Here is a 15,464-nt window from a genome sequence, read left to right on the forward strand (position 1 = left end):
CGCGTTGAGGCGCACACGCTCCGTTCGCACTGAGCTTGTCGAAGTGCAGCGCAAGGCTTCGACAGGCCTGTCCTGAGCCCCGTCGAAGGGCTCAGCCCGAACGGAGGGAGTGGCAGGGCTTCAGCTCCCGAAGGCCAGCTGCACGCCGGTGCCCGGCACCGCACAGGTGTAGGTCACCTCGGTGCCCGCCGTGATCGCGTTGAAGCGCAGCGTGGTGTCGGAGATCAGCGCGCCCGAGGCGCTGGCGAAGTCACCGCTGGCCGGCCGGTAGAGGTAGCTCACCGGCTGCCCGTTGGCCACCGCACGCGCCACCAGCTCGCATTCCTTCACCGTGCCGCCGAGGATCTTGGAGGTGAAGTTCGCCGCCGCACGCGCCTTCAGCAGGTCGGCCCGCGCCCCGGCGCTCAGCACCGTGGCCCGGCTGTAGGTCACCTGCTGGCCGACGATGGGCGCGAGGTCGCTGTCGATCGCGAGCAGGAACTGCTCCACGTCACGCTGCATCGATTGCGCCCGGCTGTTGTCCACCGGGAAGCCCATCTGGAAGAAGCTCGTCGACATCAGCGCAAAGGCCGTGAGCTCCGACGAAGTGCCGCGGTGCATGCGGTCGAACTGGATCAGCGGGTCGTTGAACTGGAAGAGGTTCAAGAAGCGGAAGAGCGTGTCCATCGAGCCGTCGTGGATGTAGCCGAAGCCGCGGATCTGGTCGCCCTGGAAGGGCGCACCGGGCAGGCGCACCGTCGTCAGCTCCTTGGTGCCGAACATGCCGACCTTGGTGTAGAGGTCACGCAGGTGCGGCACCTTGAAGATCTGCGTCTCGCCCTCGAAGTTCGACTCGCCCTGCGTGCCGAAGCGCCCGTTGGCCGAATCGATCTTGTGGCAGCCCTCGCAGGTGAACGACGCACGGCCGGTGCCGCGCAGGTCGGCCAGCGGCTGCAGGCCGGGCAGGCCGTCGAAGGGGCGGATGGAGCCATCGAGGTTGCGAGGGCCGAAGTAGATGTCGCGGCCGCGCTGCTGCGAGGCGTTGAGCGTGTTGTTCAGCGACCGCACCGGATTGGGCGGCAACTGCACCTGCAGCTGGAAGGCGGTGAAGCGGTCCATGATGCCCACGTCTTCCGGCGTCGGCCCGCTCGTGGGCGTGGGTTTGCCGAGCAGGCCTCCGAGCGCGACGATGAAGTTGCGGAAGTTGAGCACCTCGTTGTCGCCGTAGGCGGCGCGCTTCATGTTGTTGTCGGCCGAGCCGATGTAGCCGTCGATGCCGAAGAAGCCGTTGGAGCGGTCGCCGCGCCAGTGCATCGCGCCCGAGTTGGTGAGGCCCTGCAGCGTCTGCGTGGTCATCGGCCCCTTCATCGGGTGGAAGTCATCGGCGTTCTTGGTGCCGTTCAAGTGGGCGATCTTGAAGGTGACGATGCCAATCTCGGGATTGAGGTTGATCGGGATCGGGTTCTTCTCGACCTTGCCGTTCGGATCGCCGAGGTCCCAGGCGAGATCGTCCTTGCCGCCGAAGGTGTGGCAGGCGGCGCAGGCCGATTCGCCGTTGCCGCTGGTGCGGTTGGCGTCGTAGAGCATGGGCCGGCCGGCGACCACGTCCGACGGCTCGGGGTTGGGCATCGCGTTGGCGCCGATCTCGCGGTTGGTCGCCAGGTCGATCACCTTCACCGCGTTGTCGAAGCGGGTGGTGACGTAGAGGCGATTGCGCGTCTCGTCGAGCACCAGGCCGCTCGGGCCACCACCGCTCACCGTGATGTAGCGCGCGCTCTGGGTGCGCGGGTTGAAGGTGTCGGCCTCCAGCGTGGCGGTGTCGAAGACGCCGATCTTGCTGGAGCCGAAGGCGGCCACGTAGAGCGTGCGGCCGTCGCGGCTCACCACCATGTCGAGCGGGGTCGAGAGGCTGTGGTCCTTGGCCGTGGCATCGAACCCGGCTTGGCCCGCGAGCTTGGTGTAGTCGATGTGCTTGTTGAGATGGCGCGGCGTGGCCGTGGTGCCGTTGACGACGGTGATGCGCGTCTTGGCGATCTGGCCCTGCACGGTGCTGCCACCGTACACGCCCGAGCCCTCGAAGCGGATGTGGTTCATCGCCTCGGTGTTCGACACGTAAAGCTTGCCGGTCACCGGGTTGGTGACCATGTTGAAGAGCGTGGTGCCCACGTGCGGGATGGCGCTGCGCTGCGTGAGCGCGGCGGCGTCGACCGAGAAGACGTCGAGGTCGGGCATGGTGAAGCCGACGGCAGCCGTCCAGTCGCGGCCGGCGGCGTCGAGCCAACGGCGGCGGGTGTTGTCGAACTTGACGATCAGGCCCACCTCGGGCGCGCGGTGGCCCTCGTAGTTGGTGGCCGGGCCGAGCTGGCCGCCGGGCACGGTGACGCCCTTGCGCACGCAGGGCGTGGTGGAGAAGTCGGGGCACATGTAGTCGCCGGGCACCACCGTCGTCTGGTTGCCCGACTTGAACGCCGCCACGTAGACCGTGTTCTTGTCGGGGCTGAGCGCGAGTGCGCGCGGCGTGTCGGAGAAGAAGGTCATGATCTTCAGCGGCGTGCCGCCGAAGGTCGTGCCAAGCGAGGCCGAGTCGAAGACCCACACGTCGGCACGGCCCACGCCGGGCGTGGTGAGCTGCGGGTCGCCGGCGCCGGGCACCGACGAGATCGACGAATCGGTGCGGTGCTGGCCACGGTGTGCCGTGGTGATGAAGGCGCGGCCGTTGGCGGCGAAGACGATGTCGCGCGGCTCGTCGCCCACCAGCAGCGTGCGCGTGACGCGTGGCAGGCCGGCGAGCGTGACCACGCTCACGCTGTCCGACAAGTGGTTCACCACCCAGACCTCGTCGTTGTTGCGCGCGGCCACGGCCACCGGCTCCAGGCCGACGGGAATGCGCGCGGCCAGCGTGAGCGCACCGGTGCTGCCCACGTTGAACACCTCGAGCGTGTTGTTGGGCGTGTTGACGGCGAAGAGCTTCTTGCCGTCGGGCGACATCGCCACCGGGCGCACCGGGCCGCTGTCGAACGTGACCGCGCCCAGCGCCTGCGTGGCGCCAAGCATCGCCAGCGGCACCGCCAGCCACGCGGCCAGGCGTGACCCGAGGTCACGCCAACCGCCGAATCCTCTGAACCTTTCTTGAGCACTCATGCCTTGTCTCCTCTAGCAGCAACGAAGGCGCGGACGGTATCGCCCGGAGGCCGCACGGATCAACGTTCAAAAGGGTGGGCCGCCACCCGCCGCCACCCCGGGGGACCACCTAATAGGCGTTGCCCGGGGTGAGGCCTAGATTCCGCTGCCGACGCCACCGTGCAGTGAAGGAAAGGGTGCGAGCGCAGATGCAGCAGGCTGCAGAGTTGTTGACAGGCCAGCCTGTGTGTGGCGCTCGCTTGCGCCCGGTGTTGCTGCCCGCAGCCGCGGTGCCGCGAGAGGCCCTCGTGGCCCGCATCGACGCCGCATCGCGTGCGCGCCTGCTCGCCGTGGTGGCCCCCGCCGGCTCGGGCAAGACGACCGCGCTCGCGCAGTGGCATGACAGCGTGCGCAGCGAGCGGCAGGTGGCGTGGCTGTCGCTCGATGCCCACATCGTCGGCCAGGCGCGCGTTTTCACCTACCTGCATGCGGCGCTGCAAGCGGCGGGTGTGGCCCTACCCGACGCCTTGCCCGCCGCCGACTCGCTGGGCGTGGCGATGCTGCTCGACACGCTCGACCGCGCGGCGCACGGGTTGTGCATCGTGATCGACGGCTTCGAGTCGCTGCAGGTCAACGGCCACTCGGGCCACGGCCTGCTGCGTGCCCTCGAATACCTGGTGCTCAACTCGCCGGCGCACGTGCACTGGATCGTGGCCAGCCGCTGCGCGCCCGGCCTGTGCGTGAGCCAGCTGCAGCTGAGCGACCAGTGCTCGGTGCTCGGTGCTCGCGATCTCGCGTTCGACGCCACCGAGCTTGCGTCGCTCGGCAAGGCGCTGTGCCGCCGCACGCTCGCCGAAGCCGAAGTGGCCGGCGTGTCGGCCACCACCGAAGGCTGGTGCGCCGGCGCGAAGCTCGCCTTCCTCGCGCTGCGCGCGCACACGCCAGCCGGCGACTTCAACGGCGCCCACCGCAGCGTGGTGCGCTACTTCGACGAAGTGCTGCTGTGCGACCTGCCCGCCGAGACGCAACGCCTGCTGGTGCTCTGCGCCGTGGTCGACCGCCTGAACGGCGCGCTGTGCAACGCCCTCACCGGCGACGAGCGCGGCTACGCCCTGCTCGACCGGCTGGAGCAGTCGGAGTTCTTCCTCATCCCGCTCGACGAGCACCGCCAGTGGTACCGCCTGCACACGCTGCTGCTCGGCTACGCGCGCGACCGGCTCGGGCGCGAGCATGCCGACGCCATCCCCTCGCTGCACCAGAAGGCAAGCCGGTGGTATCTGTCGCAGGGCCTGAAGGACGAGGCGCTCACGCACGCGCTCGCCTCGCAAGACCGCGCCTGGCTGGTCGACGCGATGGAAACCTGCGCCACCGACTGGATCAAGGAAGGCGACCCGCTCGTCGTGATGCGCTGGACGGCACACCTGAGCACCGACGAGATCGTGGGCCGCGACGAGATCTGCTGTGCCTACATCCTGAGCCTCGTGCTCTCGCACCGGCTGGTGGAGGCGCGGCGCATCCTCTACCTCGCGCGCAACCACCCCGGCCGCGAGCACAACGAGGTGGTGCAGTACCGTTTCCGCGTGCTGCACCGGCTGATCTGCAGCGGGGTGTTCGCCAAGCAGGAGTCGGTGGAGGGCTACCTCGAAGGCGACCAGATGCCCGACCCGTTCTTCACCGGCATCCTCATCGCCGCGCAGGCCACCACCCTGCTCGGCCGCAACCAGTTCGACGAAGCGCGCCGCCTGGCGCTGCGCGCTCGAGACATCGGCGTGCGCTGCGTCACGCCCTACCTCACCAGCCACACCGAGACGCTGCTGTGCGCCGCCGAGTACCAGCAAGGCAACCTGCGCGCCGCCGCCCGCATCTCGGCCCGCAACTACGCTGCGCTCAAGGGTGCACCGCACTCGCCTGCGTGGGTCAACGCCGCCGTCACGCTCGCGTGTGCGCGCTACGAGCGGGGCCGCCTCGACGGCGCACGCGCGCTGCTGCTGGAGCTCATCCCCCACGTGGCGATGTGCTCCACGCCGTGGGTGTATTGCGCCGCGCACGTGGTGCTCGCGCGCCTGATGGCGATGGAAGGCCGCTTCGACGACGCCGTGCAACTGCTCGACGTCGCCCACAGCGTGCTCGACGACGTGGGTCACCCACGCTACCTCGCCGAGATCTGCTACGAGAAGGTGCGCCTCGGCCTGGAGGCCCACGACACCACGCTCGCCGACACCACGGCCGCCAGCTTCGGCCTGCGCGAACGCGAAGGCCACGGCGAATGGTCGGCCCCGCGCCGCTACGAAGAGGCGTGGGCGCGCTGTGGCTTTGCAACCGCGCTGCTCGCGATGCAAGGCGGCGAGCACGACAAGGCCCGCACGGTGCTGCAGGTCATCCGCGACAGCGCCGACGGCGCGGGGCGCGTGGCGCGGCGCATGTCGCTCGACTTCGCGCTCGCGGTGTGCCACTGGAACGCCGGGCGCGACAAGCTCGCGTATGAGGTGCTGAAGCGCAGCCTGTCGCACGACCCGAAAGCCGGCTTCTCACGCGCGGTGTTCGACGACGTGCCCCGCTTCTCGACGCTGATCCGCGCCGCCTTTGCGGCTGGCAAGCTGGAGATCACCGCGCCGGCCAAGCCGCTCAGGCAGTGGCTGGGCCTGGCGTTGGAGCCGGTGTCGAGTGCTCACCCCGCGCTCGCGGCAAGCAGCGCGGCCGTGCCCGCGCGCGAGCCGCTCACCGACCGAGAGCTGGAGGTGCTGCAGCTCCTGTCCAAGGGCTTGTGCAACAAGTCGATCAGCCGGGTGTCGGGCATGGCGCTCAACACCATCAAGTGGCACCTGCGCAACGTCTACGCCAAGCTCGATGCGAAGAGCCGCACGAGTGCGGTGGCGCGGGGGCGGGAGTTGCAGCTGGTGGAGTGAGGCCTACCCGGCCTTGCTGTCCTGGTTCTTCTCGTCGTCCACGTTCTCGATGTCCGTGAGATTGATCAGGTGCCCCCAGCCGCGCTTGGCCTTGAGGTAGCGCTGGTTCGCCGAGCTCACTCCAGTGACGTGCGCTTCCGGCTGGAGATGCGTCAACCCACCGGCCCGCAGGTCCTTGAGCTTCTTGGGGTTGTTGCTCATCAGGCGGATCGGCTTGTCGCCGCCGCGCAGGTGCAGCAGCATCGCCGCCGCATCGCTGAAGTCGCGGCTGTCGTCGGGCAGGCCCAGTGTGCGATTGGCCTGATAGGTGTCTTCGCCGTTGTCCTGCAGCAGGTAGGTGATCGCCTTGGCCCAAAGCCCGATGCCACGGCCTTCGTGCCCGCTCATGTAGACCACGGCGCCGGTGCCTTCTTCTTCGATGCGCTTGAACGCACGATGCAGCTGCGGCCCGCACTCACAGCGCATCGAGCCGAACACGTCGCCCGTGAGACAGCAGGAATGCACGCGCACCAGCGGGTTCTCCGCCGCGCGCAGATCGCCCATCACCAGCACGCTGTTGACCGACATGTTGTTGGAGAGCACCGAGAAGAGATGCTGCTCGCCACGGCCCCGCAGCGCATCGGCGATCCGGTTGGCCTCTGCCAGCTCGGTGTGGCGCACGAAGGCATACCACTTGAAGGTCTCGCGCTTGCCGCCCACGTCCATCGGCAGCGGGATCGGGCCCAGCACATTGAGCGTGGCCCCCGGGCCTTCGCCGACCTGATCAGCGGCGAGCACCGCGCCGGTCGAGTCGATGCGGATCAGCTGGCCCTGCTCGACGAGGCGGGCGCGGATCGTGGGGTCGATGTAGGAAAACATGGGCGGTGGGGCGGTCAGCCGGCGGCACTCTGGGAGCGCCAAATTGTAGGCAGCAGCTCCTGGGCGCGCTGTCGGTCAGGCGACTCGGTCAACGGGTGCCAGACACCGCGAAACGCGTGGTAGGCCGTGCTGGGCTCGAACCAGCGACCAAAGGATTATGAGTCCTCTGCTCTAACCAACTGAGCTAACGGCCCCTCTCGAAAGAGCCGCGATTGTAGGCAGCCTGTGCCTTCGCTATTTCACGCTCAGCGCATTGCTCACCAGGCGCGAGGTGATGTCGACGATCTGGATCATGCGGTCATACGCCATGCGCGTGGGCCCGATGACGCCGAGCGTGCCCACGATCTGGCCGTTGACCTCATACGGCGCCGAGACGACCGAGAGTTCCTCGAACGGCACCACCATGCTCTCGCCGCCGATGTAGATGCGCACGCCTTCAGCGCGGCTGCTCACGTCGAGCAGGCGCATGAGCTGCGTCTTCTGCTCGAAGAGGTCGAAGAGCTTGCGCAAGGACCCCATGTCGCTGGAGAAGTCTTGCACCGTGAGCAGGTTGCGCTCGCCGCTGATGACCACCTGCTCCTGCTGGGCCATCGCATCGCTACCGGCCTGCACGGCGGCCTGCATCAAGGTGGCGATCTCGCCGCGCAGCACGTCGACTTCGCGCTTCAGGCGCTCGCGCACTTCTTCGATGGTGAGGCCGGCGTATTGCTGCGTGAGGTAGTTGCTGGCCTCGATCAGCTCGCTCTGGGTGTGGTCGTGCGCGGTCATGATGACGCGGTTCTGCACGTCGCCATCGGGCGCCACCATGATCACCAGCACGCGCCGCTCCGACAGGCGCAGGAACTCGATGTGATGGAACACGCTCGCCTTGCGCGGCGCCGTGACCACGCCGACGAAGCTCGACAGGCTGCTCAACATCTGCGCCGCATTGGCGATCACGCGCTGCGGCTGGTCGGGCTGGAGCTGGGTTTCGAGCGGGGCGCTGGCGACGCTCAGGTCGATGGGCTGCGCCGTGAGCATGGTGTCGACGAAGAGCCGGTAGCCCCGCGCAGTGGGAATGCGGCCCGCGCTGGTGTGGGGGCTGGCGATCAGGCCCAGCTCTTCCAGGTCGGCCATCACGTTGCGGATGGTCGCGGGCGACAGGTCGAGCCCCGACGCCTTGGAAAGGGTGCGCGAGCCGACGGGTTGCCCGTCGGCGATGTAGCGCTCGACCAGCGCTTTGAGAAGGGTTCTGGCTCGCTCGTCCAACATGGTTTTTCATTGTAGGACGCGGGGCGTTGGACACCCGCCTGACACCTCATTTTCCGAAGGCCCTGTGGTGTAATCCTTCGCATGCCGTCACGCTTTCGACATGCCGCTCTCGTGGGCAAATACCAGGCCCGGGGCATCCGTGGGGTGCTCGAAGAAATCGCGCATTTCCTGTCGCGACAGGGCCTCGAAGTCTCTCTCGAGCGCGAGACCGCCCTCAACACCGGCATCACCGATTTCAACGCACTGAACCCGGCCGAACTCGGCAAGCAGTGCGACATGGCCATTGTGGTGGGCGGCGACGGCACCATGCTCGGGATCGCCCGCCAGCTCGCCCGTTTCGACCTGCCGATGGTCGGCATCAACCAGGGGCGGCTCGGCTTCATCACCGACGTGCCGGTGGGCCACTACGCCGAGGCGCTCGCGCCCATCATCGCGGGTGACTACGAAGAAGAGCGCCGCACCATGCTCGAAGGCAGCGTGGTGCGCGACGAGCAGCGCATCTTCGACGGCTTCGCGATGAACGACGTGGTGGTGAGCCGCAGCGCCACCGCCGGCATGCTGGAAGTGAAGGTCGACATCGGCACCGAATTCGTGGCCAACCTGCGGGCCGACGGCGTGATCATCGCGTCACCCACCGGCTCGACGGCCTACGCACTGTCGGCGGGCGGGCCCATCCTGCACCCGGGCATCGGCGGCTGGCTCCTGGTGCCGATCGCGCCGCACGACCTGTCGAACCGGCCCATCGTGCTGCCCGACACCCAAGACATCCTGATCGAAGTGGTGAACGGCCGCGACGCGAGCGTCAATTTCGACATGCAGAGCCTGGCGAGCCTGATGCCGGGCGACCGCATCGTGGTGCGGCGGTCCAAGCACCAGGTGCGTTTCCTGCACCCGCGGGGCTGGAGCTATTACGCGACCTTGCGTCGCAAACTGCACTGGAACGCCGGAGTCAATTGAAATGTTGCGCCGCCTCTCGCTGCGGGACTTTGTCATCGTCACCACACTGGAAGTGGAACTGGCCGGTGGTTTCTCGGTGCTGACCGGCGAGACCGGCGCCGGCAAATCCATCCTCATCGATGCGCTGCAACTGGCGCTCGGCAGCCGGGGCGACGCCGGTGTGGTGCGCGAAGGCGCAGCGCGTGCCGAGATCAGCGCCGAGTTCGACTCGCCCGCGAGTCTCGCGGGCTGGCTCGACGAAGCCGGCTTCGAGTCGTCCGACACGCTGCTGCTGCGCCGCGTCATCGACGCGCAAGGCAAAAGCCGCGCATGGGTCAACGGCAGCCCGGCCACCGTGGCACAGCTGCGCGAGGCGGCGGATCACCTGGTCGACATCCACGGCCAGCACGCCTGGCAAAGCCTCACCCGCGCGGCCTCGGTGCGCGGCCTGCTCGACGCCTATGCCGGGGTCGACACCTCAACGCTGGGCACGGCTTACCAAACCTGGAAGACAGCGGGTGATGCCCTTGCCAAGGCGCGCACGCAGCAGGCCGATCTGGAACACGAGCGTGAGCGCCTGGCCTGGCAGGTCGGTGAGATCGACAAGCTCGCCCCCGGCGCCGACGAGTGGGACGAGCTGGAAGCCGACCACAAGCGCCTGTCGAACGCGCAATCGCTGATGGATGCTGCGCAGGCTGCGCTCGACGCGGTGAGCGAAGCCGAAGTCAACGCCGACGGCCTCACCGGCCGTGCCATCGACGCGCTGCAAGACGTGGCCGACTACGACCGCCGCCTCGCCGACGTGGCCGAGGTGCTGCAGAGCGCGCAGACCCAACTGCAGGACGCCGCACACACGCTGACCAGCTACCTCGGCCATGCCGAGCTCGACCCCGAGCGCCTGCGCGAGCTCGACGAGCGCCTCTCCGCCTGGATGAGCCTCGCCAAGCGCTACCGCCGCCCGCCGGCCGAGCTGCCGGCGCTGCTCGATCAATGGAAGGGCGAGCTGCGGGCGCTCGACGCCGCGGCCGATCTCGACGGCCTGGAGCGGGCGTTGAAAGACGCCGCAACCGCCTACGACGCCGAGGCCAAGCGCGTGTCGGCCCAGCGCAAGGCGGCAGCCCCGAAGCTCGCCGCCGCGATCACGCAGGCGATGCAGCAGTTGGGCATGGCCGGTGGGCGCTTCGAGGTGCAGCTGAATGCCCAAGACGAGCGCCAGGCCTTCGGCGTGGAGTCGGCCGAGTTCCTGGTGGCGGGCCACGCGGGCAGCACGCCCCGCGCGCTCGGCAAGGTCGCCTCGGGCGGTGAACTCTCGCGCATCGCACTCGCCATCGCGGTGACCACCAGCCAACTGGCGCAAGGGGGTGACGGTGCCGGCACGCTGATCTTCGACGAAGTGGATGCCGGCGTGGGCGGCGCCGTGGCCGACACCGTCGGCCGCCTCATGAAACAGCTCGGCCGCGACCGCCAGGTGATGGCGGTGACGCACCTGCCGCAAGTCGCCGCCTGTGCCGACCACCATTTCGTCGTCAGCAAGGCGCTGCGCGACGGCACCACCCGAAGCGACGTGCAGCCGGTGGGCGGCGAAGCACGCGTGGCCGAGATCGCGCGCATGCTGGGCGGCGAGCGCCAGACGGGCACCACGCTGGCCCATGCGCAGGAGCTGCTGTCGGTGGCCGCCGAATCCAGCGGCCGAAGCACCGGCCGCAAACGCTCATGAGCACCCTGCCCGACCCCGCGCCGACGGCGCTGGCCGCGGCGCCCGCGGTGCCGCACGAGATCGTGCTCGTGACGGGCATCTCGGGCTCGGGCAAGTCGGTCGCGCTGCATGCGCTCGAAGACGCCGGCTTCTTCTGCGTCGACAACCTGCCGCCCGAGCTGCTGCGCGAATTCCTGCGGCTGGAGCACGAGCGCCAGCAGCGCCGCGTGGCCATCGCGGTCGACGTGCGCAGCGCCGGCTCGCTGCCGCACCTGCTGCCGCTGATCCACGAGCTGCGCCAGGAAGGCGTGACGGTGCGCTCGATCTTTCTCGATGCGAGCACCGATGCCCTGGTGCGCCGCTTCTCCGAGACGCGCCGCCCGCACCCGCTGAGCCAGGAGCTGCCGCCCGTGGCCCCGGCACGGCGCCGCGACGACGAAAACACCGTGAGCCACCGGGCGCTCAACGACGCCATCGAGATGGAGCGCGAGCTGCTCGCCGACCTGCGCGAGGCCTCCACCGTGGTCGACACCAGCCTCCTGCGACCGGCGCAGCTGCGGGTGTGGATCCGCGACCTGGTGCGGGCGCAGGCGCGTGCGCTCACGCTCGTCTTCGAATCGTTCGCCTTCAAGCACGGCGTGCCGCTCGATGCCGACTTCGTGTTCGACGTGCGGGTGCTGCCCAACCCCTACTACGTGCGCGAGCTGCGCGCCCAGACCGGCCGCGACCGCGAGGTCATCGCCTACCTCGAAGCCCAGCCCGAAGCGCTGGAGATGCTGTCGCAGATCGAGGCCTTCATCTCGCGCTGGCTGCCGTCGTTCGAGAACGACCAGCGCAGCTACCTCACCGTCGCCATCGGCTGCACCGGCGGGCAACACCGCTCGGTCTACCTGGTCGAAACCCTTGCGAAACGCTTTGCCGGCCGCGGCATCGCGCTGGTTCGCCATCGAGAGCTTGATGCCCGAGACTGAAGCGCTCATTTCTCTTCCCCTCTTCCCGCTGCAAGCCGTTCTCTTCCCCGGTGGGCTGCTGAGCCTGAAGGTGTTCGAGGCCCGCTATCTGGATCTGGTGAGCGCGAGCCTGCGCGAACAAAAGCCCTTCGGCGTGGTGGCGCTGCGGCAAGGCAGCGAGGTGCGCAAGGCCGGCGAGCCGGTGGTGCTCGAAGACATCGGCACCACCGCCGAGCTGCTCGACGTCGACAGCACGCAGCCGGGCATCCTGCAAGTGCGTTGCCGCGGGCTGCATCGCTTCAAGGTGCAGTCGAAAGCGCAGCAGCCCGATGGCTTGTGGCTCGCGCAGGCGCGGGTGATCGACGATGACGACGAGAACATCGCACCCGTCGGGGCGTATCTCGAAAGCGTGCGCGGTCTCGCCAACGCGATTGCCACGCTCAAGCAGCAAGGCACCGAACCGTTCCTGAAGCCCTTCAAGTTCGAGAGCGCCGGCTGGATCGCCAACCGCTGGTGCGAGATCCTGCCGATCTCGGTGGCGGCCAAGCAGAAGCTGATGGAGCTGCCCGACCCGCAGGTGCGGCTTCAGCTCGTCAACGAATTCCTGCGCACCAAGGGCGTGGTCAAGTAACAGCGGACTTGAGCAGCTTGCGCAGCGGCGCGGGCAGGCCCATCGCGAGGGCCTCGTCGAGGCCGTACCAGCCACCGGCGGGCAAGGAGGCGGTGATCGCATCGAGGACCTTCTTCGACATGTTCTGAGGCAGCGCGACGCGCAGCGGGTGCAGCGTCCAGTCGAGGTGCGTGAGCACATGGGTGAAGCTGGGCAAGGCCGTCGCCTCGCCGGGCCAGGTGGAGGCCGCGGCGCTCAAGGCCTCGGGCGAGTCGAATTCCGGCAGGCTCCACAGGCCAGCCCACACACCGGTCTCGGGCCGTTGGCACAACCAGAGTTCATCGCCCTTGCTGAGCCACAGCCACGCGTTCTCGCGCTTGCTGCGCTTGAGCTTGCGCGTCTTGATCGGGTACTTGTCCTGCGTACCGCTGCGCCGTGCTTCGCACTCGGCTTGCACCGGGCACAACAGGCACTGCGGTGAGCGCGCCAGGCACACCGTCGCGCCCAGATCCATGATGCCCTGCGTGTAGGCGGGCATATCGGTGTGCGGCAGGAGTTCGGTGGCGGCCGCCCACAGCTCGCGCTCATGGCGCGGCACCGCGAGGTCTTTGTCGAACGCGAGAAAGCGCGTCAGCACGCGTTTGACGTTGCCGTCGAGGATGGCCACACGCTCGCCGAAGCAGAAGGAGGCAATCGCCGCGGCGGTCGAGCGGCCGATGCCGGGCAGCGTCTCGAGCACCTCGGCTGTCTTCGGAAACTCACCCCCGTGCTCGGCCACCACGGCCTTGGCGCACGCATGCAGGTTGCGCGCTCGGCTGTAGTAGCCGAGGCCGCTCCACAGTGCGAGCACATCGTCTTGCGAGGCCGCGGCCAGCGCCTTCACATCGGGAAAGCGCTGCAGGAAGCGCTCGTAGTAGGCGAGCACGGTGCTCACCTGCGTCTGCTGCAACATGATCTCGGACAGCCAGACCCGATACGGGTCGGTCGTGCGCTGCCAGGGCAGGTCATGGCGCCCGTGCGTGGCTTGCCACGCAATCAGAGGGGTGGCGAAACGATCTTGGGGTGTCGGCCGACTCAAGCTTGAGCCGCGTACAGCATGCCGGCTTCGCTGTTCTGCGCTTCGGCCGGGGCACCATCGGCGCGGGCCTGCTCTTTCACGCGCATGGCCATCTCGTGGCAGCGTGCCTGCAGCTGCTGCAGCTGCTCGTCTTGCGCCTCGAGTTCGGCAATGCGCTGCTCGAGGTCACCCGACGCGGCCTGGATGCGCTCGAGCGCCTCGCGGCGGCGGCGGAAGCCACGGCGGCGCTCGCGCAGCTGCGAGTCGACCTGCGACGAGGCCATCTTGTTCCACAGCTCCATCTCGGAGCTCGCGTTCTCGAACACCACGCGCAGCTTGGAGACGAGCATGCGGCGGAACTGCTCCATGAACTTCGGTTGCGACAGCCGCAGCGCCTGGGTCAGCCCGAGGTACTGCACGTAGCTGCGCTGGATGAGCGACAGCTCGTTGATGAAGCGCTGCAGGTCGGGCGCCTTGTTGACCTGCAAGCTGAAGCCGAATTCGGCATTGAGCTTGCTGAACGATGCACCGAGCATGTCGTGGATCTCGCCGGCCCGCACCTGCGAGGCTTCGAGCAGCTCGCGCAGGCGGCCGCACAGGGCGAGGAAGGCCTTCTTCGCGCCCAGGTTGAGCAGCGAGGCGTTCATCGCCTTCTGCATCTCGTTGACTTCTTCGCGCAGGCGGTCGCTGGTCAAGTCGACCAGCGCGTTCTTCAGCATGCGGCTGTGGACCATGCGCATGGCCTGCAGCTTGGACGTGCACTGCTCGAACTCGGCCGTCTCGGCGTCAACACGCTCGATCATCACGCGCGTCTTGGCGCTGCTCTTGCCGCGCAGACCGCGCAGCTCGAGCATCTGTTCGGCCATCTGACGGCGGCGATCAGCAAGGCCGCGGTTGACCTGCGCTTCCATGCGGGCGATGGCGTCGGTCACCAGGTCTTGAAGGATGTCGCGGCGCTGCGGCAGCAGTTGCGCGCCGAGGGCAGCTTCGAGTGCGGGGAGGCGGCTCTCGGCCAGTCCTTGCGGGTTCTTCTCGATGCGCGAGGCGAGCGCCTGGCGTGCGGAGAGAGGGAACACACGCGCGGCATCCATGTCGAGCGTGCGGGCGGTGGACTGGCGCTGCGACTCGATCTGCTCGCGCACCTGCTCAGGCGTGGCGAGCGGGTCGATCAGCGCATCGATCTTGTTGAGCACCACGAAGCTCGTCTGCGCCGGCGAGCCGAGGTGGTCGCGCCAGATCGCCATGTCGGACTTGGTGACGCCGGTGTCGGCCCCGAGGATGAACACCATCGCATGCGCCGAAGGCAGCAGGCTCAGCGTCAGCTCGGGCTCGGCGCCGATGGCGTTCAGCCCCGGGGTGTCGAGCACCACCAGGCCCTGCTTCAAGAGCGGGTGCGGGTAGTTGATGATCGCGTGGCGCCAGGCCGGCACTTCGGCGCGGCCCTGCTCGTCGGTGGGCGGGTTGTCTTCGGGGTGCTCGTCGTCCCAGAAGCCGAGGGCCTTGGCGTCGTCGATGCTGACCCACTGTGTGCGCATCACTTCCTGCAGCGCACTCGACAGCTTGTCGGGCGAACTCACGTCGAGCGGCAGGTGCGTCCACATCTTGGGCTGGCCGCGCAGCTCGCCCAGCGACAGGCCTTCGAGGCGGGTGCCGATGGGCAGCAGCGCGAGCGCCGGCTCTTCGCCCAGCTCGAAGCCGAGTTCAACCGGGCACATCGTGGTGCGGCCCGGCGTGGCCGGCAGCACGCGGCGGCCGGCATCCGAAAAGAAAATCGCGTTGATCAGCTCGGACTTGCCGCGCGAGAACTCGGCGACGAAAGCCACGATGAGCTTCTCGCCCGACAGGCGGCGGCGCAGCGCGTCGAGCGATTCGTGGGCGGACGGGTCGGCGACGTCGTGCTCGGAGAGGAAGCGGCTGTACTCGTCAAGCCGCGCTCCCAGCACCGCACGCCACTGGGAGAGTTCGTCAAGACTGCTTGCGAATGAAGTCGCCATGGGGGTGGTCGCGGGCCCGCAAAAGAGCGTCAGGCATGGTAGCGCAGCATCGTTTTGACGCAGCGCAGCGGAAACAACTCGTTGCCCAGGCAGGTGACGAGATGTGA

10 protein-coding genes and 1 tRNA gene are annotated in these 15,464 nt (G+C 68.3%); 5 read left to right on the forward strand and 6 right to left on the reverse strand.

Going from position 1 to position 15,464, the window contains the following annotated elements:
* Positions 1–120 precede the first annotated feature (120 nt).
* The gene (locus KF892_11850) at positions 121–3,120 is read right to left on the reverse strand and encodes a hypothetical protein (protein ID MBX3625701.1); all 3,000 of its coding nucleotides are present in this window, start codon (positions 3,118–3,120) and stop codon (positions 121–123) included.
* A gap of 248 nt (positions 3,121–3,368) precedes the next feature.
* Between KF892_11850 and KF892_11855 the strand changes: the two genes are divergently transcribed.
* A complete protein-coding gene (locus tag KF892_11855) occupies positions 3,369–6,005 on the forward strand; it encodes a hypothetical protein (GenBank protein ID MBX3625702.1) in 2,637 nt (878 codons plus the stop codon).
* A gap of 3 nt (positions 6,006–6,008) precedes the next feature.
* Here the strand turns inward: KF892_11855 and KF892_11860 are convergent, their stop codons facing one another.
* The 3 genes from KF892_11860 to hrcA form a co-directional block, all read right to left on the reverse strand.
* Positions 6,009–6,863: a GTP cyclohydrolase II gene (locus KF892_11860; protein MBX3625703.1), complete on the reverse strand. Its 855-nt coding sequence runs from the start codon at positions 6,861–6,863 to the stop codon at positions 6,009–6,011.
* Between the two features lie 117 nt (positions 6,864–6,980).
* Positions 6,981–7,057, reverse strand: a tRNA-Ile gene (locus KF892_11865).
* 40 nt (positions 7,058–7,097) lie between these two features.
* The gene (gene hrcA / locus KF892_11870) at positions 7,098–8,114 is read right to left on the reverse strand and encodes a heat-inducible transcriptional repressor HrcA (protein MBX3625704.1); all 1,017 of its coding nucleotides are present in this window, start codon (positions 8,112–8,114) and stop codon (positions 7,098–7,100) included.
* Between the two features lie 81 nt (positions 8,115–8,195).
* Here hrcA and KF892_11875 point away from each other — a divergent pair, with 81 nt between their 5' ends.
* Genes KF892_11875 through KF892_11890 form a run of 4 tightly spaced genes read left to right on the forward strand, consistent with a single transcriptional unit; the run spans position 8,196 to position 12,327 of the window.
* Positions 8,196–9,071 carry an NAD kinase gene (locus KF892_11875; GenBank protein MBX3625705.1) on the forward strand — a complete coding sequence of 292 codons (876 nt, stop codon included), beginning with the start codon at positions 8,196–8,198 and terminating at the stop codon, positions 9,069–9,071.
* A 1-nt stretch (position 9,072) separates the two neighbouring features.
* The gene (gene recN, locus KF892_11880; protein MBX3625706.1) at positions 9,073–10,767 is read left to right on the forward strand and encodes a DNA repair protein RecN; all 1,695 of its coding nucleotides are present in this window, start codon (positions 9,073–9,075) and stop codon (positions 10,765–10,767) included.
* 47 nt (positions 10,768–10,814) lie between these two features.
* Entirely contained in the window at positions 10,815–11,717 is a 903-nt protein-coding gene (gene rapZ, locus KF892_11885) for an RNase adapter RapZ (protein ID MBX3625707.1), read from the forward strand.
* Positions 11,704–12,327 (forward strand): LON peptidase substrate-binding domain-containing protein, encoded by a 624-nt coding sequence (locus tag KF892_11890; GenBank protein MBX3625708.1) that lies wholly within the window; start codon positions 11,704–11,706, stop codon positions 12,325–12,327. The genes rapZ and KF892_11890 overlap by 14 nt, the downstream gene beginning before the upstream one ends.
* Here KF892_11890 and mutY read toward each other — a convergent pair.
* Both mutY and KF892_11900 read right to left on the reverse strand, forming a co-directional pair.
* The gene (gene mutY, locus KF892_11895) at positions 12,320–13,384 is read right to left on the reverse strand and encodes an A/G-specific adenine glycosylase (protein MBX3625709.1); all 1,065 of its coding nucleotides are present in this window, start codon (positions 13,382–13,384) and stop codon (positions 12,320–12,322) included. The two genes, KF892_11890 and mutY, sit on opposite strands and share 8 nt — an antisense overlap.
* Positions 13,381–15,357, reverse strand: a complete 1,977-nt coding sequence (locus KF892_11900) for a dynamin family protein (GenBank protein MBX3625710.1) — start codon at positions 15,355–15,357, stop codon at positions 13,381–13,383. The genes mutY and KF892_11900 overlap by 4 nt, the downstream gene beginning before the upstream one ends.
* Positions 15,358–15,464 lie beyond the last annotated feature (107 nt).

This window comes from Rhizobacter sp. (genome assembly GCA_019635355.1).
Taxonomy (GTDB): Bacteria; Pseudomonadota; Gammaproteobacteria; order Burkholderiales; family Burkholderiaceae_C; genus Rhizobacter.

What these genes read in the sequence shown, in the direction of transcription:
- KF892_11850 (MBX3625701.1), bottom strand. Translation starts at nt 3,120, where the DNA reads ATGAGTGCTCAAGAAAGGTTCAGAGGATTCGGCGGTTGGCGTGACCTC.
- KF892_11900 (MBX3625710.1), bottom strand. Translation starts at nt 15,357, where the DNA reads ATGGCGACTTCATTCGCAAGCAGTCTTGACGAACTCTCCCAGTGGCGT.
- recN (MBX3625706.1), top strand. Translation starts at nt 9,073, where the DNA reads ATGTTGCGCCGCCTCTCGCTGCGGGACTTTGTCATCGTCACCACACTG.
- hrcA (MBX3625704.1), bottom strand. Translation starts at nt 8,114, where the DNA reads ATGTTGGACGAGCGAGCCAGAACCCTTCTCAAAGCGCTGGTCGAGCGC.
- KF892_11875 (MBX3625705.1), top strand. Translation starts at nt 8,196, where the DNA reads ATGCCGTCACGCTTTCGACATGCCGCTCTCGTGGGCAAATACCAGGCC.
- KF892_11890 (MBX3625708.1), top strand. Translation starts at nt 11,704, where the DNA reads ATGCCCGAGACTGAAGCGCTCATTTCTCTTCCCCTCTTCCCGCTGCAA.
- KF892_11860 (MBX3625703.1), bottom strand. Translation starts at nt 6,863, where the DNA reads ATGTTTTCCTACATCGACCCCACGATCCGCGCCCGCCTCGTCGAGCAG.